General features: G+C 40.6%; 17 protein-coding genes. 14 read left to right on the top strand and 3 right to left on the bottom strand.

The window, feature by feature from the left end; translation table 11 throughout:
• The first annotated feature begins 174 nt into the window (after window positions 1-174).
• Both MWU56_RS03555 and lpdA read left to right on the top strand, forming a co-directional pair.
• Entirely contained in the window at window positions 175-1,593 is a 1,419-nt protein-coding gene (locus MWU56_RS03555) for a BspA family leucine-rich repeat surface protein (protein ID WP_247042337.1), read from the top strand.
• A gap of 690 nt (window positions 1,594-2,283) precedes the next feature.
• Window positions 2,284-3,687 (top strand): dihydrolipoyl dehydrogenase, encoded by a 1,404-nt coding sequence (lpdA, locus tag MWU56_RS03550; protein ID WP_247042335.1) that lies wholly within the window; start codon window positions 2,284-2,286, stop codon window positions 3,685-3,687.
• A gap of 1,565 nt (window positions 3,688-5,252) precedes the next feature.
• Here lpdA and MWU56_RS03545 read toward each other — a convergent pair.
• The gene (locus MWU56_RS03545; RefSeq protein WP_247042320.1) at window positions 5,253-6,449 is read right to left on the bottom strand and encodes a heparan-alpha-glucosaminide N-acetyltransferase domain-containing protein; all 1,197 of its coding nucleotides are present in this window, start codon (window positions 6,447-6,449) and stop codon (window positions 5,253-5,255) included.
• A gap of 131 nt (window positions 6,450-6,580) precedes the next feature.
• Here MWU56_RS03545 and MWU56_RS03540 point away from each other — a divergent pair, with 131 nt between their 5' ends.
• The 6 genes from MWU56_RS03540 to MWU56_RS03515 all read left to right on the top strand — a co-directional run bounded on the left by MWU56_RS03540 (window position 6,581) and on the right by MWU56_RS03515 (window position 15,822).
• Entirely contained in the window at window positions 6,581-7,117 is a 537-nt protein-coding gene (locus tag MWU56_RS03540) for an NADPH-dependent FMN reductase (protein ID WP_247042319.1), read from the top strand.
• Window positions 7,118-7,120: 3 nt separating this feature from the next.
• Complete coding sequence (locus MWU56_RS03535; protein WP_247042316.1) at window positions 7,121-8,404, top strand: anthranilate synthase component I family protein; 1,284 nt, start codon at window positions 7,121-7,123, stop codon at window positions 8,402-8,404.
• Between the two features lie 59 nt (window positions 8,405-8,463).
• Window positions 8,464-9,735: a tRNA lysidine(34) synthetase TilS gene (gene tilS / locus MWU56_RS03530; RefSeq protein WP_247042314.1), complete on the top strand. Its 1,272-nt coding sequence runs from the start codon at window positions 8,464-8,466 to the stop codon at window positions 9,733-9,735.
• Window positions 9,732-11,711 (top strand): protein-disulfide reductase DsbD family protein, encoded by a 1,980-nt coding sequence (locus MWU56_RS03525; protein WP_247042312.1) that lies wholly within the window; start codon window positions 9,732-9,734, stop codon window positions 11,709-11,711. Before tilS ends, MWU56_RS03525 begins: the two co-directional genes overlap by 4 nt.
• An 82-nt stretch (window positions 11,712-11,793) precedes the next feature.
• Complete coding sequence (locus MWU56_RS03520) at window positions 11,794-14,181, top strand: penicillin acylase family protein (protein WP_247042310.1); 2,388 nt, start codon at window positions 11,794-11,796, stop codon at window positions 14,179-14,181.
• A gap of 105 nt (window positions 14,182-14,286) precedes the next feature.
• Window positions 14,287-15,822: a YifB family Mg chelatase-like AAA ATPase gene (locus MWU56_RS03515; protein ID WP_247042307.1), complete on the top strand. Its 1,536-nt coding sequence runs from the start codon at window positions 14,287-14,289 to the stop codon at window positions 15,820-15,822.
• A gap of 2 nt (window positions 15,823-15,824) precedes the next feature.
• On the opposite strand, the gene MWU56_RS03510 is transcribed toward MWU56_RS03515, so the two are convergent.
• On the bottom strand, window positions 15,825-17,252 hold the full coding sequence (locus tag MWU56_RS03510) for a M20 family peptidase (protein WP_247042305.1): 1,428 nt from the start codon (window positions 17,250-17,252) through the stop codon (window positions 15,825-15,827).
• 272 nt (window positions 17,253-17,524) lie between these two features.
• Between MWU56_RS03510 and MWU56_RS03505 the strand changes: the two genes are divergently transcribed.
• A complete protein-coding gene (locus tag MWU56_RS03505; RefSeq protein ID WP_247042304.1) occupies window positions 17,525-17,935 on the top strand; it encodes a hypothetical protein in 411 nt (136 codons plus the stop codon).
• Here MWU56_RS03505 and MWU56_RS03500 read toward each other — a convergent pair.
• Window positions 17,932-18,375, bottom strand: coding sequence for a hypothetical protein (locus MWU56_RS03500; protein WP_247042302.1), 444 nt, complete (start codon window positions 18,373-18,375; stop codon window positions 17,932-17,934). The two genes, MWU56_RS03505 and MWU56_RS03500, sit on opposite strands and share 4 nt — an antisense overlap.
• A 180-nt stretch (window positions 18,376-18,555) precedes the next feature.
• On the opposite strand from MWU56_RS03500, the gene MWU56_RS03495 reads away from it, so the two are divergent.
• From MWU56_RS03495 to ilvD, 5 genes are all read left to right on the top strand, one after another.
• Window positions 18,556-19,752 (top strand): Nramp family divalent metal transporter, encoded by a 1,197-nt coding sequence (locus MWU56_RS03495; RefSeq protein ID WP_247042300.1) that lies wholly within the window; start codon window positions 18,556-18,558, stop codon window positions 19,750-19,752.
• Entirely contained in the window at window positions 19,753-20,496 is a 744-nt protein-coding gene (pxpA, locus tag MWU56_RS03490; protein WP_247042299.1) for a 5-oxoprolinase subunit PxpA, read from the top strand.
• On the top strand, window positions 20,493-21,227 hold the full coding sequence (gene pxpB / locus MWU56_RS03485) for a 5-oxoprolinase subunit PxpB (protein WP_247042298.1): 735 nt from the start codon (window positions 20,493-20,495) through the stop codon (window positions 21,225-21,227). The genes pxpA and pxpB overlap by 4 nt, the downstream gene beginning before the upstream one ends.
• Window positions 21,220-22,059 carry a biotin-dependent carboxyltransferase family protein gene (locus tag MWU56_RS03480; protein ID WP_247042297.1) on the top strand — a complete coding sequence of 280 codons (840 nt, stop codon included), beginning with the start codon at window positions 21,220-21,222 and terminating at the stop codon, window positions 22,057-22,059. Before pxpB ends, MWU56_RS03480 begins: the two co-directional genes overlap by 8 nt.
• A gap of 358 nt (window positions 22,060-22,417) precedes the next feature.
• The gene (ilvD, locus tag MWU56_RS03475) at window positions 22,418-24,094 is read left to right on the top strand and encodes a dihydroxy-acid dehydratase (protein WP_247042296.1); all 1,677 of its coding nucleotides are present in this window, start codon (window positions 22,418-22,420) and stop codon (window positions 24,092-24,094) included.
• Window positions 24,095-24,116 lie beyond the last annotated feature (22 nt).

Raw genomic sequence — 24,116 nt, 5'->3', positions numbered from 1 at the left:
AACCATTAACCAGTAGTCTAACATCTCACATCTAGCATCTAGCATCTAAATATCCCCCGTCAATTTAAAAGCAGCATCCATCAACTTAAACAGCGCAGGGATAAGATCGTCCACATAATTTTTTTTGAAATGTTCCATCTTGCCAAGATACTAGTATATAAAAAGATTTAAATTATGAGAAAATTACCGAACAAATTAGGAACAATAGTAATGGCACTGGCCCTGTTATGGTCCTGTGGCAAGGACGACGGTCCCACCGCGCCAACAAACCAGGCCCCGGTGATCACGGACCAGTCCTTTAATGTGGCGGAAACAATTACCGACATCGATGTTATAGGCGCGGTAAAGGCCGTAGATGCAGATGAAGATGCACTTACATTCAGCATCACCACCAATGACAGTGACCTGTTCAGTATTACCAAAGAAGGAGTTTTGAGTTTGGCCACAGGGAAGAGCCTTGATTTTAGCAATGCCGTTTCCCATAAAATTACCGTAAAGGTGAGCGACGGAGAGGAAGATGCCTCCGCCACGATCACCATAAACGTGGGTGATATAAGCATGGTCCCCGTGTTTGGAGAAGAGAGCTACGCCTTTGAAGCATCGGAGGACATATCCGATACCGATCCAATCGGCACGGTTACTGCCACCGATGGGGATGGGGATACATTGGAGTACACCCTTACCACCAACGACAACGACCTGTTCGAGGTAAGTGCCGAAGGGGAACTGAGCCTTGCCGATGGAAAGGAGCTGGACTTTGAGACCGCAGAAGAACATGTGCTGACCGTAACGGTGACCGATGGTACCGAAGCCGTGGATGCAACGATAACGATCACAGTGGTAAATGTCATTGAAAGTATGTTCGAGGACCCGGCATCCTTTATCACCACATGGGAGGTGCCCGAGAACAATTTTGAATTGAAGATAGGTACAAATGATAACTTTGATTACGATTTCACCATTGACTGGGGGGATGGCACCATTGAACAGTTGGCCGATCTACAAGACCTGACACATGTTTACGAAACAGCGGGCACCTATACCGTTGCCATACAGGGAGGTTTTCCAGTAATTCAAATGTCTGAAAATAATTCTGCTCGTGAAGCTTTAAAGAGCATTAACCAATGGGGGGCAATTGTATGGAAAAGTTTTCGTTATGCATTTTACCAGTGTGTAAATATGGAATACCATGCCACAGATGCGCCGGACCTCTCCCAAGTATCCGATTTAGAAGGGATGTTTTATAAGGCCGAATCCTTTAATGGGGATATCAGTGGCTGGGATGTGAGCAATGTTACCGATACAGCTATCATGTTCCTTCATGCCTTTTCATTTGATCAGAATCTTGGTGGTTGGGATATAAGTAATGTTCAGTATATGTCAGGAATGTTTGATGAATCAGGAATGTCAGCCCTCAATTTTTCCAACACCTTGATTGGCTGGTCCGGTTTAGATGTACAGTCCAATGTAGCACTTGGAGCAGAAGGCGTAGGTGTATGCGTAACTGACGATTTAATAAGTGCTGTTGCCACTCTTGAATCTGATCCTAATAGCTGGATCATCACTACAGCAGGTATCGTAAACTGTAACTAAAGATCAGAAATTTCTATTGTAATAGAGATAGAGCCTTCCGTGCAAACGGGGGGCTTTTTTTGTATTGATGCAATTAGCAATAAACAATTGACAGTGAACAATTGACAATAAACCATAAGCAATTTCCATTAATCATTAACCATTAAGCAGTAAGCAGTAGGCAGTAGGCAGTAGGCAGTAGGCAGTAAGCAGTAATCAATTATCAATTATCAATAGGCAATAAACAAAAACAAAAAACAATTTCAACTAACCATCAACCATCAACCATCAACCATCAACCATCAACCATCAACCATTAACCAGTAGGCAGTAAGCAGCAAGCATTCATCAAATGTTCCAATAATCGAATCATCCAACTTCCCACATCTCAAATCTCAAATCTCACATCTGATTTCGTACTTCCAACCATCAACCATCAACCATCAACCATCAACCAGTAAGCAGTAAGCAGTAATCAGTAACCAGTAACCAGTACGCAGTAGTCAGTTACCAACAACCAACAACCTTTCACCCTCCACCCAACGTCTAACTTCAAACTTCCCACTGCAACCCTGCCAACTGCCGACTGCAACCTGCCCACTGGATACTTCCCACAGAATAGATTCGGTTTGTCCCAAAAAACATTTGTATTTTTACAGTAGTTTTTAAAGAAGAAACCTTTTAAGCAATTATCCTTACAAACAATACACTATGAATCAATATGATGTAGCAATCATAGGCTCTGGACCCGGAGGTTATGTAGCGGCCATTCGATGTGCCCAATTGGGAATGAAAACAGCAATAATAGAAAAGTATCCCACCTTGGGGGGCACTTGCCTAAACGTGGGCTGTATCCCATCCAAAGCACTTTTGGACTCATCACACCATTACGAAGATGCCATTAAGCATTTCGAGGAACACGGTATCGATATTCCGGGAGAAATAAAAGTGAACTTGGAGCAAATGATCGCCCGCAAACAAGGCGTGGTGGACCAGACTACCAAGGGCATCGAGTTTTTGATGAACAAAAACAAGATTGATGTCTACCATGGCGTTGGAAGCTTTAAGGATGCCACACATGTGAATATCACAAAAGAGGATGGTGTAGAGACCATTGAGGCCAAGAATAGTATAATTGCCACAGGTTCCAAGCCATCGTCCCTGCCATTTATAAAAATAGATAAGGAAAGAGTAATCACTTCCACCGAAGCCTTAAAACTTAAGGAAATTCCAAAACACATGATCGTAATTGGTGGTGGCGTTATCGGTCTGGAACTTGGTCAGGTGTACAAGCGCCTAGGTGCCGATGTTACCGTGGTGGAATTTATGGACCGCATAATACCCGGTATGGATGGGGCATTGTCCAAAGAACTCACCAAGGTGATGAAAAAGCAAAAAGTGAAGTTCAACCTTTCCCATAAAGTTAAATCCGTGGAGCGCAAAGGCGACGAGGTAATCGTAAAGGCTGATGACAAAAAAGGCAAAGAGGTTACCCTTACCGGAGATTATTGTTTGGTAAGTGTAGGCCGTAAACCGTATACCGATGGATTGAACGTCGAAGCCGCCGGAGTACAATTGGACGATAGGGGCAGAGTAGCAGTGAACGAGCACTTGCAGACCAATGTTTCCAACATATATGCCATTGGCGATGTGGTAAAAGGAGCCATGTTGGCACACAAGGCCGAAGAAGAAGGTACCATGGTCGCTGAGATCTTGGCGGGCCAAAAACCACATATAGATTATAACCTGATTCCAGGCGTGGTCTATACTTGGCCAGAAGTTGCCGCGGTAGGTAAAACAGAAGAGCAATTGAAGGAAGAGGGCGTGGACTACAAAGTAGGACAATTTCCAATGCGAGCCTTGGGTAGAGCCAGAGCAAGTATGGATATTGATGGTTTTGTAAAGATTCTAGCCGATAAGAACACCGACGAAGTATTGGGCGTTCACATGATCGGGGCACGTTGTGCGGATTTGATCGCAGAAGGAGTAACTGCAATGGAATTTAGGGCCTCCGCAGAAGATATTTCCCGTATGAGTCATGCACACCCAACATTTGCCGAAGCCGTTAAGGAAGCTGCATTGGCAGCAACCGATGATAGGGCCTTGCATGTGTAGGTAAGGATATCCCGCTGAAAAGAAGTAATGTACGTCATTCTGAACTTGTTTCAGAATCTCATTAGGCTGATGGACGAATTGTGATGGGAACCTGAATCAAGTTCAGGTTGACGAAGGTCCGTCATGCTGAATTCATTTCAGAATCTCATCTCAGTGAGCTGATGAATTATGATGAGAACCTGAAACAAGTTCAGGTTGACGAAGAGCTGTCATTCTGAATTTATTTCAGAATCTCATTGTGCTGATGGACGAATTGTGATGGGAAGTTGAAACAAGTTCAGGTTGACGAAAGGCCGTCATGCTGAATTTATTTCAGAATCTCATTAGGCTGATGAATGAATTGTGATGGGAACCTGAAACAAGTTCAGGTTGACGAAGGGCTGTCATTCTGAATTCATTTCAGAATCTCATTAGGCTGATGGACGAATTGTGATGGGAAGTTGAAACAAGTTCAGGTTGACGAAGAGCCGTCATTCTGAATTTATTTCAGAATCTCATTAGGCTGATGGATGAATTGTGATGAGAACCTCAAACAAGTTCGGGTTGACGAAGAGCCGTCATTCTGAATTCATTTCAGAATCTCATTAGGCTGATGGACGAATTGAGATGGGAACCTGAATCAAGTTCAGGTTGACGAAGAGCCGTCATGCTGCATTCATTTCAGAATCTCCTTAGGCCGATGGACGAATTGTGATGGGAACCTGAAACAAGTTCGGGTTGACGAAGAGCCGTCATTCTGAATTCATTTCAGAATCCCATCTCAGTGAGTTGATGAATTATGATGGGAACCTGAAACAAGTTCAGGTTGACGAAAAGCCGTCATTCTGAATTCATTTCAGAATCTCATTGTGCTGATGGATGAATTGTGATGAGAACCTGAAACAAGTTCGGGTTGACGAAGAGCCGTCATTCTGAATTTATTTCAGAATCTCATTAGGCTGATGAATGAATTGTGATGGGAACCTGAAACAAGTTCAGGTTGACGAAGGGCTGTCATTCTGAATTCATTTCAGAATCTCATTAGGCTGATGGATGAATTGTGATGGGAACCTGAAACAAGTTCAGGTTGACGAAGGTCCGTCATTCTGAATTTATTTCAGAATCTCATTGCGCTGATGGATGAATAGTGATGGGAAGTTGAAACAAGTTCAGGTTGACGAAGGGCCGTCATTCTAAATTCATTTCAGAATCTCATTAGGCTGATGGATGAATTGTGATGGGAACCTGAAACAAGTTCGGGTTGACGAAGGTCCGTCATTCTGAATTTATTTCAGAATCTCATTGCCCTGATGTATGAATAGTGATGGGAACCTGAAACAAGTTCGGGTTGACGAAGAGCCGTCATTCTGAATTCATTTCAGAATCTCATTAGGCTGATGGATGAATTGTGATGAGAACCTCAAACAAGTTCGGGTTGACGAAGAGCCGTCATTCTGAATTCATTTCAGAATCTCATTAGGCTGATGGTTGAATTGTGATGGGAACCTGAATCAAGTTCAGGTTGACGAAAAGCATATATTTTGGATAATTTTAAAAGCATTCAATCTAAGGATTGGATGCTTTTTTTAGCTCCTAACAATCCGGAAAACCCTCCTAAGGAATAACCGGAACCTCATAATAAGCTCTTTAAAAATGGGAATGGAAGCTACTTTCAACTCAATCAACTGTGTCTTTACAAAAGAAACGCCCCAAGCAATCTGCGATTTGAGATGCGCTTCGTACTTGTTGTATCGCAATGACAAAAATGTACAGGCAACCATAAAGACCAGAGCACCCGGCACCACTACTTCAGGAGAGAGCGAAAGATTGAAAAAACGGTAGAGTCCCAATCCGGTAAAGCTGCCATAAAGTATAACAAAATGGATTACGTAAATGGAAAGCGTACTCGCCCCAATTCTTAAGACGGTTTTGTTCATCATAAAACGCCGAAGCATCATAAATACCGCAAATACAACCAATACATTCCCCAAACGGATAAACAAGTAATTATTGGTCAAAATCAGGTTTAAGAAGTTTAAACCAGTCCAATTATAAAGCACTTCAAAAAAATTGGATGATTGATAGATCAACACATACCCAACCGTCAATGCGATGGAAATGGCGGCAGGGTACAGATTCCTATAATTCTTAAATCGTGTAAAAAGAACCGAGATAAAAGCACCCATAGTGGCATAGCCAAACCAAGGAATGATGGTAAATACCGAACCATTCGCTTTGGAAAAGTAATTGGCCAAAAATTCGGGTAAAAAGGCAAAAGACCAATCGTTGTACACCCGCTCGAACAGGAAGAGCACCACAGTTATGCTTACCAAAACCAACGGAAACACATATTTTTTCTTTTTAGCGGTCAGTACATAAGTGCCAATAAGTCCCAAAATGGAAAGTCCGATACAGTGAAGCACATCCACCAAATAAAACGAACTATAGATTTCACCCTTGAAAAGACCTCCCAAGTTTAAACGCAATAAATAACCAATGGCCAACAGCTGCAAGCCACGTCGGATACCTTTGCCAACCCTGGGGTTATCCATACCGCTTTGCGGGGCACGAATCAATAAGTAGGTGAAAATAAATCCCGAAACCGTAAAGAAAACAGGTGCGGTAATCCCTCTAAAGTAAAGCCAAACACTATAAACTGGGTTGTTTAAATCCCTAAATACAGGGTCTAATAAGCCATCGATAAAATGCCCTTGCAACATCATCAAAATAGCCCATGCACGCATGGCATCAATAAAAAACAACCTGTTATCCTTGGCCTTCATTCGGTTAAAATTCACCCATATATACTTGCTTAGCAGGTAGTTTGGATGTTCCACGCGTCAAAAATATACAAAATAGTCGCATCTCTGTTTCAATTGGGGTATTTTAGCGAAACAATCAATGATTTTATACTATGGCTGCAATTTTGGTATTGGCTGGGAGCAATTCTTCAGCTTCCATCAATTTTAAATTGGTAAAATATACCGTCTCTTTGGTTCAAGACCATGATATTCAGACGCTGAACATGGCTGTGTACCCTTTTCCCATGTACAGTATGGACTACGAAAGAGACAATGGGTTTTCCAATTCCTTGGTGGAATTGAAGGAGGATATTAAAAATTCATCAGGCCTTATTTTATCGGTGAATGAGCACAATGGCAACCCATCGGCCTATTTTAAAAATGTTTTGGATTGGTTGTCGAGACTAGATCGTAATTTTTTGGAGGGAACCAAAGTGTTGTTGATGTCAACTTCTGCTGGAAAGAGGGGGGCGAAAGGCGCTTTGGAGGTCATTCAAAATATGCTGCCAAGGTTTGGGGCAGAAATAGTTTCAACCTTTTCGCTCCCTTCTTTTCGTGATAATTTTAGCGATCAAGGTGTTTTGGACGAGGCATTAAAGTCGGAACATAAAGAAGCGCTGAACGTATTTTTGGATTCCGTAAATCAATAGGTATTGCGAACACACCGATCCTTTAAGCTCAATGCTCTTTTACAAAGTAAAAAGAAGCTGTTTCAATGGTCGAGGTTGCATTGCAATGTAGTTTGGTTGGACAGTAATTCGCACCAAGACCCATATTCCAGTTTCGAGGCTTGCTTGGCCATAGGTAATTCGCAGATGATTAAGAATGTGGACGAGCTCCAAACGTTTCTGGAGCACCAAAAAGATTGGCTTTTCGGCTATTTTTCCTATGATTTTAAAAATGAGTTGGAAGCATTGACCTCAAGGAATTTGGATGTTTTGGAATTTCCGGTGATACAATTTTTTCAACCCCATAAAATTATACTAATTGATGATGGGCAAATTCATTTTAAGTACTTGAATGCTTTTGCTCACGAAATTGAAGCGGATCTTGAAGAGATAACGAACTTTAAGAAGGAAGTTGTACCAAAGAAACAAGAGAGCCCTATCAAAATTAAAATGCGAATCCATAAGGATGCTTATTTTGAAAAAGCCGACCGTTTTTTACAACATATCCATCGTGGGGATATTTACGAAGCCAATTTTTGCCAAGAGTTTTATGCAGTAGATGTAAATATTGATCCCTGGGAAACGTACCAAAAATTAAATAATATCTCCGAACCACCTTTTGCATCATTTGTTAGATTGGGAGAACGATATCTTTTGTGTGCCTCGCCAGAACGGTATCTAAAAAAAATAGGGCAAAAAGTGATTTCACAACCCATAAAGGGGACTGCACCACGTGGAAAAGATACAGCTGGGGATGAAAAAATGAAAAATGATCTGCTCCAAGATCAGAAGGAGCGCTCAGAAAATATAATGATCACGGATTTGGTTCGTAATGATTTGGCTAAAAGTGCATTAAAGGGGTCTGTACAAGTGGAAGAACTATGTAAACCATATACCTTTAAGCAAGTACACCAATTGATCTCAACTATAGTTTCAACAGTTCCAGTAGATAAAAATCCAATTGAACTTATAAAGGAAACCTTTCCTATGGGTAGTATGACGGGTGCTCCAAAAATTTCTGCAATGAAAATTATTGAAGAACTGGAAGAAACCAAACGAGGTTTGTACAGCGGCGCAATTGGATACTTTGATCCAACAGGGGATTTGGATTTTAATGTGGTGATCCGGAGTATTTTGTACAATGCCAATAAAAAATACGTGTCATTTTCCGTAGGTAGTGCCATTACGGCAAAATCCGACCCGGAAAAGGAATACCAAGAATGTTTGCTAAAAGCAAAAGCTATGCGAACAGTATTGGAGGAAGGCTAAGGGTTAATTTGTAAATTCGCACCATGTTCCCAAAATTTTCAGAACACATTGGCCAAAACATGTTTTTCCTAAAAGGAAAAAAACTGCTATTGGCCTGTAGTGGGGGTGTGGACAGTGTGGTATTGGCACATTTGTGTATTTCGGAAGGCATGGACATTGCCTTGGCCCATTGTAATTTTAACCTTCGCGCTGAAGAGAGTGATGGCGATGAGGATTTTGTGCGAAGACTGGCAGCCCAACTTGGTGTTGAGGTTTTTGTAGCGTGTTTTAAAACAGCGGATTATGCCGAAACCCAGGGCATTTCTATACAAATGGCAGCTCGAGAATTACGTTACCAATGGTTTGCCGAATTGTTACAAGCCCATAGTTTTGATTTTGTATTGACCGCCCATCATGCGGACGATAGTTTGGAAACATTTCTTATCAATCTATCTCGAGGTACCGGAATCCAAGGACTGTCAGGTATACCAAAAGTAAACCAACATGTAGTTCGCCCATTATTGCCCTTTTCGGAACAGGAGATTTTGGACTATGCCAAATCGGAAAACGTGATATGGCGTGAGGATAGCAGTAATGCCAGTATCAAATATCTGCGCAACAAGATACGCCATCAAATTGTACCGCTTTTAAAAGAACTGCATCCTACTTTTTTACAAAATTTCTTGAAGACCCAAGACAATTTGCAGCAGACCAATGATTTGTTGAAACATCAATTAAATGAATTAAAAACCAATTTATTTAAACCAAAAAACGGGGCTATTGAAATACGTGTTTCGGAACTGGAACAACTGGTACCTTTGGAACCGTACCTCTTCGGATTGTTCCACGACTATGGTTTTACGCAATGGGAAGATGTAAAAGGATTGTTGACCGCCATAAGTGGTAAACATGTGGTTTCCAGTACCCATCAGTTGCTTAAGGATAGGGATTGTCTTATTCTTTCTGAGCTCAAACCCAAGAAAAAAGAATCTTACCCAATTTATTTGGAGGATACACCACCGAACGTCCCGGTTAATTTGAAATTGGAATATGTAGAAACCATTGAGAAACAGGGACGAAATGTCGTATTTTTGGATAAGGAAAAGTTAAACTTTCCGTTAGTATTAAGGAACTGGGAAAAAGGCGACTATTTTTATCCTTTTGGGATGCAAGGCAAGAAAAAGTTGTCCAAATTTTTTAAAGATGAAAAAATGGACCTGATTTCCAAAGAAAAACAGTGGTTACTTTGTTCGGACAACAACATTATTTGGGTTGTAGGGAAAAGGGCCGACGAACGATTCAAGGTTGAGGATTCAACCCGACAAATATTAAAGATTACCCAACTTACATGAGATTATCAATACTCTTTTTAGGATTATTTTTCATTAATCTAATAACATTCGCCCAAACCGATGAGAATCCAGCAGTTTGGAGCCACGAAGTACATAAATTGTCCGATACCGAATACGAATTGGTGTTCAAGGGGAAAATTATGGACGGATGGCACGTGTATTCCCAATATACTGCCGAAGGAGGCTCTTTGCCCAGTGAATTTTCTTTTGAAAAAGCTGGAGAGGATTACGAGTTACTTGGTGAAACCCAGGAAAGTGAAACCATAACAGAGTACAGCGATATATTTGAGGTAGAAGAGACTTTTTTTAAGAAAGAGGCCATTTTCACTCAAAAAATTAAATTGCTTGACCCTGAAATCAACCAAGTATCAGTCAACCTGTTTTATCAGATTTGTAAGGAAGTTTGCCTTCCTGTCGATGAGTATTTTCAAATTTCGTTGGATGGAAAAGGTTTTGTCGCGGAAGAAATGTCTTTGGACGAAAGAAGCAAAGCTCTCGGGGAATCTTTAAAGGTAGATTTAAAAAACAAAAACCTACTGAACCAAAATGGCGGGTCGGACTCCGAGGGACAGGCCAATTTATGGGTGATTTTTGGTCTTGGTTTTATAGGGGGACTTATTGCATTGTTGACCCCATGTGTTTTCCCAATGATTCCATTAACAGTTTCATTTTTCACCAAACAATCACAAAATAAGACCAAAGGGGTGGGTAATGCCCTGTTGTACGGATTCTTTATTGTGTTGATTTATTTCTTGTTGAGTTTACCGTTTCATTTGTTCAATTCGGTGGATTCGCAAATATTGAACACCATAGCCACAAATATTTGGCTCAACGTGTTCTTCTTTGTCATTTTTGTCTTTTTTGCCTTTTCGTTTTTTGGCTATTACGAATTAACCTTGCCCAGCTCTTGGGCCAACAAGATGGATTCTGCTTCGTCCAAAGTAGGAGGGGGCCTTGGTATCTTTTTTATGGCATTAACATTGGCTATTGTGTCCTTCTCATGCACAGGACCCATTTTGGGCGGACTCTTGGGGAGCACAACGTTGGCAGAGGGTAATGTGGCAACAAACTTAACTTCGGGAATGGTTGGTTTTGGTTTGGCTTTGGCCTTGCCGTTTGCTTTGTTTGCCATGTTCCCTGCGTGGTTGAATTCTTTGCCAAAATCCGGTGGATGGATGACCACGGTAAAAGTGGTGCTTGGCTTTTTGGAGTTGGCGTTGGCGTTCAAATTTTTGTCCAATGCCGACTTGGTAGGCAACTGGGGCATTTTTAAAAGAGAAATATTTTTAGGTGTTTGGGTGGTATTGTTCATTTTGATGACCTTGTACCTCTTTGGTATCTTAAGATTCCCACACGATGGACCAAAGAAAAACCTTTCGCCCGCCAGAAAACTAACGGGAATCGTAAGTTTGGTTTTTACTGTTTATTTAGTGCTGGGACTTTTTAATATTACACATTTAAAATTGTTGAGTGGGTTTCCTCCACCAAGTTTTTACAGTGTGGTGGAAACAGAAAGTGACTGTCCTTTAGGATTGGATTGTTACAAAGATTTTGACGAAGGCGTGGCATACGCAAAAGAGGTCAATAAACCTATTTTGCTCGATTTTACGGGATGGGCCTGTGTCAACTGCAGAAAAATGGAAGAAAATGTGTGGAGTGATCCTGGTGTATATGCCATGTTAAAAGAAGATTATGTTTTAATCTCGCTTTATATCGATGATAGAAAAGAGCTTCCCGAATCCGAACAATTCGATTTTAAGTACGATTCAGGGAGAATTAAAACCATAGAGACCATAGGTCAAAAATGGGGGACCTTCCAAACCATTAACTTCAATGCAGCTTCCCAACCGTACTACGTGCTACTATCCCCAAATTTGGAGATTTTGAATGAGGCGGTACAATATGTAGATGTGGAAACATATGAGGCATGGTTGAAATCGGGCTTGGAAAACCACCATCTTTCCATGGGTAGATAATTGACATTTGTCAATTGTTTAACGCAACGGATTAATAAATTAGTTTTAACTTAGGGTGCACAAACTGACTTAACTCATCTTCGTGAAAAAATACAAAAAAGTACTTCTTGTACTCCTAGGACTGCTTCTTATTGTAATCATTGGTGTCGCCATATTTATTAATAGCCTTAAGCCGGATTACGGAGGCGAAAAGTCGCTGCCGGGTATTTCCAATGAGGTGACCACTTATTTCGACCCTTATGGTATTCCCCATATTTATGCTGACAATGAAACGGATGCTTTAAGAGCTTTAGGCTATGTGCATGCCCAAGACAGATTATGGCAGATGGAATTATTGCGCAGAGTGGCAAAAGGGAGGCTTTCAGAACTTTTTGGCGAGGACATGGTTAAAACAGATAAGTTCTTGTTGTCGTTGGGCATAGATGACCATACTCGTACAACATTGGAAGAACTGGACCGTAAGAATGAAACCATTGCACTTGCCCAAGCCTATTTGGATGGGATAAACGAGTTTATAGAAAATGGTCCAACACCCATTGAATTTTATGTAACCGGTATTGAAAAGGAACCGTTTGCTTTGGAAGATGTGTACAACGCTGTGGGCTACATGGCCTTTAGTTTTGCCATGGCTCACAAAACAGACCCATTGTTGACCTCTATGCGCAATAAGCTGGGAGATGAGTACATGGATGATTTGACCATTAGTTCGGATACCACTACTGTTTGGATTAAAAATTATAAAGGAGTTAAAACGGACACTTTGGGAGCCAATGTAACGGCAAGTGTAACTGCAGCCTTGGACAAGCTTCCCATACCACAGTTCGAAGGAAGCAATAGTTGGGTGGTGGCACCCCAAAAAACTAAAAATGGAAAAGTGATCTTTGCCAATGATCCACATATTGGATTTGCCCAACCTTCCGTTTGGTACGAAGCCCACATTAGCACCCCAACTTATGAGAAATATGGGTATCATTTGGCAGGTGTGCCATTTCCCTTGCTTGGACATGATAGAAAACTGGCCTATGGCCTAACCATGTTCGAGAATGATGATATTGATTTTTATTACGAAGAAACCAATCCATCGGACAGTACCAAATATAAAACGGCAGAAGGTTGGAAAAACTATGAGTTCGTAAACAAAACCATTAAAGTGAAGGATGGTGAGGACGTTTCCTTTACCTATAAAAAAACGCATCATGGCCCCGTCTTGAACAATATTGCAGACCAAATTACCGGTGAGCGTCCTATATCCATGTCGTGGATTTATACCAAACCCAAAAACATGGTACTACACGCACTTTATGGACTTAGCCATGCAACAAACATGGAAGAGTTTAAAAGTGCATTGCCGAATATCCACGCACCGGGACTAAATGTTATGTACGGAGATGCAGAAGGTAATGTGGCATGGTGGGCCACGGCAAAACTCTATCAAATGCCCGATAGTTTGTCCACCAAGTTTGTTTTGGATGGAACATCGGGTGAAGAAGAACCGCTACGCTATTTGGATTTTTCGGAAAATCCAATGTCCGAGAACCCACCATCAAATTATGTGTATTCTGCCAACAATCAACCAGATTCAATAGCAGGAATGCTCTATCCAGGGTATTATTTGCCAGAAAATAGGGCAAAACGGATCGTACAGTTATTGGACGCTAAAGACGACTGGGACAAAGAGTCCATATCCGAAATGATTTTAGATGTTACTTCTCCTGTGAACATAGAAGTAATCTCAGAATTGATCAAACTGTTTGATGTTACCCATTTAAACGAAGAACAATTGGTGCTATTGGATTCTTTGAAAAATTGGGACGGAAAATATACCTTAAATAGTACTAATCCAGTAATCTACCACAGAACACTATACTATATGGTGAAAAACACCATGGAAGATGAGTTAGGGTCAGAAATGTTTGAACAATTCCTATCTACCCATTTGTTCAAAAGACAAATTGCTTGGGGAGCTCAAATGAGGAGCGGTAAATGGTGGGACAATATAAATACCACTGATGTAGTGGAGACAAGAGAGGGTATTGTCATGAAATCTTTCACCGATGCATGGAAATCCTTGGTTTCCGATTTTGGCCCAGATCCAAGTCAGTGGTCGTGGGACAAAGTACATACGTTGGAGCATCAACATCCATTTGGACAAGTGGAATCGTTACGGAAATACTTCAATGTAGGGCCATTTCCAGTGGAAGGAACACGAGAAGTCATCAATAACCTATCTTTTCCTTATGATAGCACAGGATTTTACAAAGTAAGTTCTGGTCCATCCACAAGGCGTATCGTTGATTTCTCCGATGTTGAGAACAGTATTAGCATATTGCCAACAGGGCAATCTGGAAATCCATTGAGCAAACATTATCAAGACCAAGCAGAAATGTATGTGAAGGGTGAGTTTCGAAAAATGATGATGAACAAACAAGAAATCGAAGAAACAGCAAAGTCCGTATTGATCTTTCGTTAATTCAAAAAGGGCATTCATCAATTCAAAATAGGGCATTCGTCAAAAGACCATTCTTTTTGGCGTGGAATCGGTTATTTTTCACTCTTATTCAAGTAGAAACTCCATATGCTCATAAAGGTTTACGGTAGTGCCGTCTTTGGTATCGAGGCAACAACTATAGTTGTTGAGGTAAATATTGATAAAGGTGTGGGATACCATTTGGTCGGACTGCCCGATAACGCCATTAAGGAAAGCAATTTTCGGATAGCCGCCGCACTCCAAAACAACGGATATCGAATTCCCGGCAAAAAAATCACCATCAACATGGCTCCTGCCGATTTAAGAAAGGAGGGTTCTGCTTATGACCTTACCTTGGCCATTGGTATTTTGGCAGCTTCCAATCAAATTAAATCAGAAAACATTGATGATTATTTAATTATGGGCGAACTTTCTTTGGATGGAGGTTTGCAGCCGATTAAAGGTGCTCTGCCCATTGCCATAAAGGCCAGCGAGGAAGGTTATAAAGGATTTATCCTACCCAAGGAAAATGCAAATGAAGCTGCGGTTGTGGATGGTTTGGAAGTATATGGAGTAGAAAACATTAAAGAGGTCATCGACTTTTTTGATTCAGGTGCTCCTTTGGAAAGAACCATAGTGGATACTAGGAAAGAATTTTATGAGCACCTCCATATGCCCGAATTTGATTTTGCCGATGTAAAAGGACAGGAAAGCATAAAACGATGTATGGAAATTGCCGCTGCAGGCGGGCATAATATAATTTTAATTGGTCCACCAGGAGCGGGAAAGACGATGTTGGCAAAGCGATTACCATCTATTTTGCCGCCGATGACACTCCATGAAGCTCTGGAAACCACTAAAATTCATAGCGTTGTTGGCAAGGTCAAGAACAAAGGGTTGATGAGTCAGAGGCCTTTTAGAAATCCACATCACACAATTAGTTCTGCGGCATTGGTAGGAGGGGGGAGTTATCCACAACCAGGAGAAATCTCCCTATCGCATAATGGTGTTTTGTTTTTGGATGAACTACCAGAGTTTGAGCGACGTGTTCTGGAAGTAATGAGGCAGCCAATAGAAGATAGGGAAGTAACCATAGCTCGGGCGCAGTTTACAGTGACCTATCCAAGTAGTTTTATGTTGGTTGCGAGTATGAATCCGAGCCCTGGAGGCTATTTTAACGACCCGGATGCACCAGTAACCTCATCTCCTGCCGAAATGCAACGTTACTTGGGAAAAATATCGGGGCCATTATTGGATAGGATCGATATTCATATTGAAGTAACTCCCGTACCTTTTGAAAAATTATCCGAAGAACGGAAAGGGGAGAGCAGTACCTTAATCAGAAAGAGAGTGGAAGTGGCAAGGGGAATTCAAACAAAGAGATTCATAAAGTTTGAAGGGACACACTACAACGCTCAAATGGGCACCAAACATATCAGAGAATTTTGCAAGCTGAGCGAATCCTCCAAAAATCTTTTAAAGGATGCTATGCAACGTCTTAATCTTTCCGCAAGGGCTTATGACAGAATTTTAAAAGTATCGCGTACTATTGCCGATCTGGAACAATCCAAACATATTACGGAAACCCATATCTCCGAAGCCATACAATACCGGAGTTTGGATCGGGAAGGTTGGTTGGGGTAAACCTAATTAAATCTTTTAATCAGGTAGTAGGTAAATGTGATCATCTCCTTGTAATTATCAATACTTAGTTTTTCATCAATGCCATGGAACCTAGTCATGCTATCCGGTCCAACTCGAATTGGGTAGAACCGGTACACGTCATCCGATACATCATAAAAATATCTTGCGTCCGTTCCACCTCCGATTAAACCGGGCACCACTACCGATTCAGGAAATACGGAGCGTATGGTTTTTTCAAGGTTTTTGAAAGCATCTGAGTCGATACCGGAAACAGGGGATGGATTTGTGGCAAAGCCAGCCAATTCCACCTTGATGCCATCGTCAATAGTATTTTGAATATGTTCTTTTACCGATTCAATGGTTTCACCCGGTAGGATCCTAAAGTTAATGGTTGCCTTGCCCATTGTTGGTATTACATTGTCTTTTACGCCGCCTTCAATAATCGTTGGTGCTGTTGTGGTATGTGCATTCAACGCTTTTAGCACGGGGCCTTTAAAAAGCCATGGATTGGCAAAGGCCATTTTTTTGATAAAAGGCATTTCTGCACCCATATATTTAAATTGATAATCGATAGGTTTCACCAATTTATAGGGCAGTTGATTGTTTTCAAGGTCCACAATGGCCTGGGCCAACATACCCAAAGTGTTTTTTTCCGGTGGAGCTGAACTATGACCGCCACCTGTTTCCACTATTAAATTAAAAGACGCGTAACCCTTTTCTGATAAGTTTACCATGGCAACGGTTTTATCTATTCCGGGAACCATTTGGTCAGCTAAAAAACCACCTTCATCCAAAGTCATTGCTGCTTGAATGCCTTTTTCTTTTAAATAGGCTGCAATTGCTTTGGCTCCGTTTTCCCCTCCTAGTTCTTCATCGTGACCAAAGGCCAAATAAATGGTTTGCTTAGGTGTAAATGATTCTCCTAGTAACAATTCCACCGATTCCATGAGTGCCATTAGGGAACTTTTATCGTCCATGGTTCCCCTGCCAATTATGTGACTGTCTGTAATTTTTCCTTCAAACGGTCCTGCTTCCCAATCCTTTATCGTAGGCTGGTCCACGGGAACTACATCTTGGTGGGAAAGGAGTATGATAGGTTTTTTAGTGGAATCGGAACCTTCCCATGTATATAGCAGACTGTATTCGTTGATTTTCTCTAATTTCAGATTTTCATGCACTAATGGGTAAGTATCTTTTAAAAACTGATGAAAACCATTAAAGGCTGTAGAGTCCGGAATTGCGTCTTCGCTAAAGGAAATGGTTTTGTACTGCACTGCACTTGCCAAATTTTGAACTGCCATATCGGGAATATCCAATTGCTCCAATGGATCGGAGTCTACTTGATGGGAGTTTAGAGACAAGGTCTTTACGATAATAATTCCGGCGAAAATGGCAATAATGGACACAATAGCAAGAAGTAATTTTCTCATGGTTGTTTTTTTAAAGTTGGCTTTTGGATAAGGTCGTTGGTTATTCTTGGTCAAAGTAATAACTGCAAATTATGTAAAAAAGTCAGAATGCCACTTGTTTACATAATTTCTTTATTCAAAAAAGCACAAGGAAACACCTGCAAAGGCAATAATTACGTAGGAAAAAGAAGTCAAAACAATATATACATGTTGTTTTTTGTTAAAGTTTGAATAAGGTACTGTACTTTAGTATGTTGAGGTATACATTTGCAAGCTTTTCTAAAAAAGAGGGTATGCAATTTGTAGAGTTGAACCCAACTGGCAATTTTGATACTTGGGAACAAGAGAAGATTGACGAGTTGTTACATCAGGAAATAAAAGAGTCTTTGAGCAATAGATTGGTGTTCGAGAACGAGAACATTAAGCTTTGGGACTTATATCTCCTTGCGGGGGAACGACTTAATTTTAGAAAGCACAGTACCAATTATGGTTGGGTTTGTACCACGGGAGGGTTGGCGATTACCCATTATGGAAATGGAAAAATTGACATGATTAAACTAAACCCTGGTGATACCGAATATTTCGAGAATAGAGGGAAAAATTATGTGAACGATCTGGAAAATATTGGTGAGGACACTATAGTTATCAATATCATGGAATACAAGGAGAACAAACAAGTAAACAACTACCAATTCTGTAACTAAATAGCTTTGATATTAGCTTTTAATCCAGAGATGATACCCAGGATATTTTCCACCGTTTCATCCAAATAATATTTAATGGCCAAATGGGGTATTCTAATGGTGGTGAAACCGTTTTTAAAAGAATGCATGGCATCTTCAAGGTCGTTTATGGCTTGTTCGTGTGTTATCATATTATAGTTTTTGTCAATCTCTATATTGAGTTTGACACGTGAAATGGCTATATCTACGGACTTTTTGCCATCCCACCATTCCAACATCGGATGAACTCCAGCTTCTTTTAAAGCATAGAATAAATGAATGGCATCGACCGGTGTATTATTGTCCAGTATTACCTTTTTTATAAGCCGTGTATGTCGTTCGCAGAGCTGAACACCTAAAGATCCTATTGATTCTTTATGTTGATGGTGATTTATGTCTTTGCCACAATCCTTACATGTCATAAGTTTTTGTCAAGTTTAGGTCTAAGTATGATTTGGGACTATTATAACTTTGAGTTTTTTGAATTCGTATAAAAATTCGATGTACTACATTCCACTTTTAGACCAAATGCATTTTTTTGGATGAAATGCATGTTTTGTTCTGATATACTTTTAATTTAATCCCACAAAACCAAATAACCAATGTTTAAAAAAATAGGACCAGGTGTTCTGGTCGCAGCAGCTTTTGTTGGCCCCGGAACTATAACAATGTGTACTCTGGCAGGTGCAAAATTCGGATACGCTCTGATTTGGGCATTGCTGATATCCATTATAGCAACCATAGTACTACAGGGTATGGCTGGCAGAATAGGACTTGTCACACAAAATGGATTGGTGGATGTAGTGCGCACCGAATTGCAAACGCCATGGGTTCGCAATGTAGTTATAGCCGTTGTGTTGGGAGCTATTTTAGTGGGAAATGCGGCATATGAAGCAGGTAATATTGGTGGTGCAACCCTCGGATTGGAACAACTCTTGCCACAGAAACAATTAAAATCTTTTTTGCCAGCCATTGTAGGTGCAGTTATATTTTTATTGCTTTGGTTCAGTAATTATAAAGTATTGGAAAAAATATTTGTTGCTCTCGTTGGGATAATGGGTGTGAGTTTCGTTATCTGTGCAATAATCACCAAACCTTCTATAACAGGAATATTAAAAGGAATGTTTGTGCCACGTTTACCCGAGGACAGTTTACTTACGGTAATCGCTCTAGTGGGCACAACCGTAGTACCTTACAACCTCTTTTTGCACGCATCGTTGGTTAAGGAAAAATGGAACTCCATTAAAGACCTTAAAGCGGTGAATTGGGACACGACAGTATCCCTTGCCCTTGGCGGGCTAGTATCCATTGCTATATTGATTACCGCGTCGGCGGCACCAATTTCAGACATTAACCACGCGTTGGATATGGCAAAGGCCTTGGAACCTTTATTCGGTAAAATGGCGGTTTATTTTATGGCAATAGGGCTATTGGCCGCAGGAATCACCTCTGCCATAACAGCTCCCTTGGCGGCAGCTTATGTGGCAAGCAGTTGTTTTGGTTGGAAAGGAGGCATGCAAAGCAAAAAATTTAAAATGGTTTGGTTCTTAGTACTTTTATGTGGTGTCCTATTTCTTTCTTTTGATATAAAACCTATTGAAGTTATTTTATTTGCACAGGTCGCCAATGGAATCTTACTTCCTGTAATGGCATTATTGCTCTTGTGGATCGTAAATAAAAAATCGGTTATGGGCAAAAACAGAAATACCACGTTACAAAACATCTTTGGTGTGGCAATTGTGTTATTTGCTGTGTTTTTGGGTGCTAAAAGCATATTTAAAGTAATTGGATTATTGTAAATGGATGCGTTTAAGATAGATATTAACTGTGATGTTGGTGAAGGAGTAGAAAACGAGACGGATATTTTTCCATATATAAGCTCCTGCAATATTGCCTGTGGAGGTCATGCAGGAGATGAAGAAACCATGGTTAGGGTAGCTTCACTCGCCAGAACACATGGGTTAAAAATTGGGGCACACCCATCTTATCCTGACAAACCAAATTTTGGTAGAGAGGTGATGGATATTTCTGAACAAGACCTAATACACAGCCTAAGAAAGCAACTGGAGGATTTTGATAAGATTTTGGAACAAGAAAATAGTACTTTGCACCATATCAAAGCCCATGGGGCACTATATAATCAAACAGCTAAAGATGAGCAGTTGGCAAGGGTATATTTGGATGCTATTGCTACGTATAGGAATGATGCCATACTCTATGTTCCTTTTGGTTCGGTGATCGCAAAGATGGCTAACGAACGTGGATTCAGGGTTTGGTATGAGGCCTTTGCAGACAGAAATTATCATTCTGATCTTACACTGGTCTCCAGGAAAAAAGATAATGCCGTTATTGAAAAACCCGAAAAAGTGTTACAGCATATTTTACCCATCATAAAAAAAAATGAGGTGATTTCGATAAATAACGAATCCATGAAAATATATGCAAATACACTTTGTATACACGGCGATACGGTTTCAGCCTTAAAAATATTGATGTATCTTTCAGCAGAATTAGCCAAGAACCAGGTGCAAATACAAAAATGAAAAGTTACCCCATCAGCATCAAACCCTTTGGAGAACGAGCTGTTTTAGTAGAATGGCCCAATAAGGTAAGTGAATCCATTTTGGCGGACATCCTCGATTTTATGGATGCTTTTAAAGGGCTGAAAATTCCCGGCTGGGAAATGTCAGTTGCATATAACTCCTTGACCATGGTCTATAACAAAGACCATATTGATTTTGAAAAGACCAAAAACATAATTCTAGACTGTCACGATAAACAGGCCAAATCTAAAACAGAGCGAATTCAGCATTTATGGACCTTACCCGTTTGCTATGACCTTGAGTTTGGAATGGATATCGAAGAGGCGGCCAAAACACTGGGTCTCTCGATAGAAGAATTGATTGGTCAGCATACTTCCCATCAATATGTGGTCTATGGTATCGGGTTTTTGCCCGGATTTATGTATTTGGGCGGGCTTCCGTCATCTTTGGAAATTCCCCGTAGAGCTGAACCGAGATTGAAAGTACAGAAGGGTTCAGTAGGATTGGCAGGCAAACAAACAGGAATTTATCCCCAAGAATCACCTGGAGGATGGAACATTATAGGGAATTGTCCTGTTGACTTGTTCGACCCAACTAAAAAAGACCCTTGTTTTGTGAAAGTGGGAGATAAAATACAGTTTGAGAACATATCTAAAGCAGAATACGAACTCCATAAGATTGAAGGTGAAGTGGGTATTTACGAACCCGAAAAAGTTGTATTAAATGCTTAAAGTGTTAAAAACCGGCCTTTATTTGACCATCCAAGACCTTGGTAGGTATGGGTATCGTGATATTGGCGTACCCATTTCTGGTGCGATGGACGTGGCATCTGTCAAAAAAGCCAATTTGTTATTGGATAATGATGAGAATGAAGCTGTGTTGGAAATCACCATGACGGGCCCTACGCTTCAATTTGAAGAGCCTACCTATATCTGTTTGGCCGGAGCCCATATTGCCGCAACGCTTAATAACGAAACGATTGATAATTACAAAATAGTTAAGGTTGAAAAGGGCGATATTTTAACCTACGGAAGATTGGAAGTAGGTTTTAGGGGGTATTTGGCCATAAAAGATGGTATTCAAACCGAGAAATTGCTCAACAGTCGATCTCAGTTTTATCCTGTCACTAAAAAATCAAGGATTACGGTTGGTGCCCAGATACCATATAATAAGACGCTAGCCTACAAACCAAAAATATCTGAAGTTAAAATTGAGGAGCATTTTGGACAAAATACACTAAAAGTGTACAAGGGGCCGGAGTTTTCGTTGTTGTCCGATGGTCAACTCGCAGAAATATTCACAAAAGCTTTTACGGTATCCAAAGAGAACAATAGAATGGCCTATCAACTTTCGGAATTAATAGCAGGACACTCACATTCCATGCTGACCTCGGGAACTTTACCAGGCACCATTCAGCTTACCCCTGCAGGCCGCCTAATCATTTTAATGAAAGATGGTCAAACAACGGGAGGGTATCCTAGAATTTTACAACTTTCCGAAGAATCCATTTCTGTACTGGCTCAGAAAAAGTATGGGGACGAACTTTTGTTTAAATTAGTTTAGAAACAATTTTTATTTTTGGTTTTAAAGACTCTTTATTTTTTGTACTATTGAAGTATGAAAAGAAATAACATAGTCATAGTAGAAGTCATTATTGTCCCAATATCGGGGTGATACAGACTTGCTTTTGACTTAAAAGGCCTGTATCCCATACGATACAGGCCTTTTCATTTGCAATAAATTTAATTGAATATTGGATTTTTAATTAAGTTAAAAAACTGAATTACAAACATTTATGTTTATTATGTTTCCAGTGGATTTAAATAGCAGGTAACTGTTAAAAATCTAAGGCTTTTTAAACATTTATCTTTGAATTACAGTATAAATTCAGAAGAACTCTGTATTTGAATGAAATTTGACAATGGAATTGAACAAGTTTAGTAAAAAGGTAACACAGGACCCAACACTACCAGCAGCACAAGCCATGTTGCACGCGATTGGGTTAACAGATGAAGATCTACAAAAACCGTTAATAGGAATTGCAAGTACGGGATACGAAGGTAACCCATGCAACATGCATTTGAACAAATTAGCGCTCGATGTAAAAAAAGGAGTAGAGTCTTCTAATTTGGTCGGACTTATATTCAATACAATAGGGGTGAGCGATGGTATTTCGAATGGTACCCCAGGAATGCGATACTCGTTGCCCTCAAGGGATATTATTGCGGATTCCATTGAAACTGTTGTCCACGCCATGAGTTATGATGGATTGGTAACGGTAGTTGGCTGCGATAAAAATATGCCCGGAGCCCTAATGGCACAATTAAGGTTGAACCGACCGTCAATTTTAGTATACGGAGGGACCATTGCACCAGGGTGTCATAACAATAAAAAACTTGATATTATTTCGGCCTTTGAGGCTTACGGACAAAAGGTCGCAGGCGCCATTGGAGAAACCGAATATAAAGAGGTGATACATAAAGCTTGTCCCGGGGCAGGGGCGTGCGGAGGAATGTACACAGCCAATACGATGGCGTCTGCCATTGAAGCCATGGGAATGTCCATGCCTTTTAACTCTTCTATCCCTGCTGTAAATGATAAAAAACAAACGGATTGTGAAGCATCGGGTGCAGCTTTGTACAACTTGTTGAGAGAAGATATTAAACCAAGGGATATTGTTACCAAAAAATCCTTGGAAAATGCCTTTAGGTTGGTTACCGTGCTAGGTGGTTCCACAAATGCAGTATTGCATTTTATGGCAATTGCACATGCCGCTGAGGTAGATTTTACTTTGGAAGATGTTACAAGGATTAGTGAAACAACACCGTTGTTGGCAGATTTAAAACCTAGTGGCAAATATTTGATGGAAGACCTACACAATGTGGGCGGTGTTCCTGCCGTATTAAAATATATGCTCAAGGAAGGAATGCTTCATGGTGATTGTATAACTGTCACAGGAAAAACCTTGGCAGAGAATCTGTTAGGTGCCCCAGACTTGGTCGAGGGTCAGGATATCATCAGAAAAAAAGATCAGCCAATAAAGGAAACCGGGCACATCCGAATTTTATATGGTAACCTGGCCTCTGAAGGTGCGGTTGCTAAAATTACGGGTAAAGAAGGATTGGAGTTTACGGGAACCGCTCGCGTTTTTGATAGTGAAACCGCTGTTAACGAAGGAATCCATACAGGTAAAGTGCAAAAAGGTGATGTGGTGGTTATTCGTTACGAAGGACCCAAAGGCGCCCCTGGAATGCCCGAAATGCTAAAACCTACATCCGCCATCATGGGTGCTGGATTGGGTAAAGATGTTGCTTTGATTACCGATGGTAGGTTTTCCGGCGGTTCACATGGTTTTGTGGTGGGGCATGTTTCTCCCGAAGCTCAAGTAGGAGGAGGAATCGCATTGGTCAAGAATGGTGATGAAATAACAATTGATGCGATTAACAATACCATCAATATCAATATTTCGGACGAAGAATATGAGCAACGGAAAAAAGAATGGAAACAACCTGAATTAAAAATTAAATCGGGAAGTTTATATAAATATGCCAAAACGGTATCATCTGCATCAAAAGGCTGTGTTACCGATTTGTTTTAACAATAATTATAGGGGTATCTCC

This window comes from Allomuricauda sp. F6463D (assembly GCF_023015965.1).
Taxonomy (GTDB): Bacteria; Bacteroidota; Bacteroidia; order Flavobacteriales; family Flavobacteriaceae; genus Flagellimonas.
This window is presented reverse-complemented; position numbering and strand designations above follow the sequence as displayed.

Excerpts from the sequence above, each read along its gene's own strand:
- MWU56_RS03555 (WP_247042337.1), top strand. The coding sequence starts at position 175 with ATGAGAAAATTACCGAACAAATTAGGAACAATAGTAATGGCACTGGCC.
- lpdA (WP_247042335.1), top strand. The coding sequence starts at position 2,284 with ATGAATCAATATGATGTAGCAATCATAGGCTCTGGACCCGGAGGTTAT.
- MWU56_RS03545 (WP_247042320.1), bottom strand. The coding sequence starts at position 6,449 with ATGAAGGCCAAGGATAACAGGTTGTTTTTTATTGATGCCATGCGTGCA.
- MWU56_RS03540 (WP_247042319.1), top strand. The coding sequence starts at position 6,581 with ATGGCTGCAATTTTGGTATTGGCTGGGAGCAATTCTTCAGCTTCCATC.
- tilS (WP_247042314.1), top strand. The coding sequence starts at position 8,464 with ATGTTTTTCCTAAAAGGAAAAAAACTGCTATTGGCCTGTAGTGGGGGT.
- MWU56_RS03525 (WP_247042312.1), top strand. The coding sequence starts at position 9,732 with ATGAGATTATCAATACTCTTTTTAGGATTATTTTTCATTAATCTAATA.
- MWU56_RS03515 (WP_247042307.1), top strand. The coding sequence starts at position 14,287 with ATGCTCATAAAGGTTTACGGTAGTGCCGTCTTTGGTATCGAGGCAACA.
- MWU56_RS03510 (WP_247042305.1), bottom strand. The coding sequence starts at position 17,252 with ATGAGAAAATTACTTCTTGCTATTGTGTCCATTATTGCCATTTTCGCC.
- MWU56_RS03505 (WP_247042304.1), top strand. The coding sequence starts at position 17,525 with ATGCAATTTGTAGAGTTGAACCCAACTGGCAATTTTGATACTTGGGAA.
- MWU56_RS03500 (WP_247042302.1), bottom strand. The coding sequence starts at position 18,375 with ATGACATGTAAGGATTGTGGCAAAGACATAAATCACCATCAACATAAA.
- MWU56_RS03495 (WP_247042300.1), top strand. The coding sequence starts at position 18,556 with ATGTTTAAAAAAATAGGACCAGGTGTTCTGGTCGCAGCAGCTTTTGTT.
- pxpA (WP_247042299.1), top strand. The coding sequence starts at position 19,753 with ATGGATGCGTTTAAGATAGATATTAACTGTGATGTTGGTGAAGGAGTA.
- pxpB (WP_247042298.1), top strand. The coding sequence starts at position 20,493 with ATGAAAAGTTACCCCATCAGCATCAAACCCTTTGGAGAACGAGCTGTT.
- MWU56_RS03480 (WP_247042297.1), top strand. The coding sequence starts at position 21,220 with ATGCTTAAAGTGTTAAAAACCGGCCTTTATTTGACCATCCAAGACCTT.
- ilvD (WP_247042296.1), top strand. The coding sequence starts at position 22,418 with ATGGAATTGAACAAGTTTAGTAAAAAGGTAACACAGGACCCAACACTA.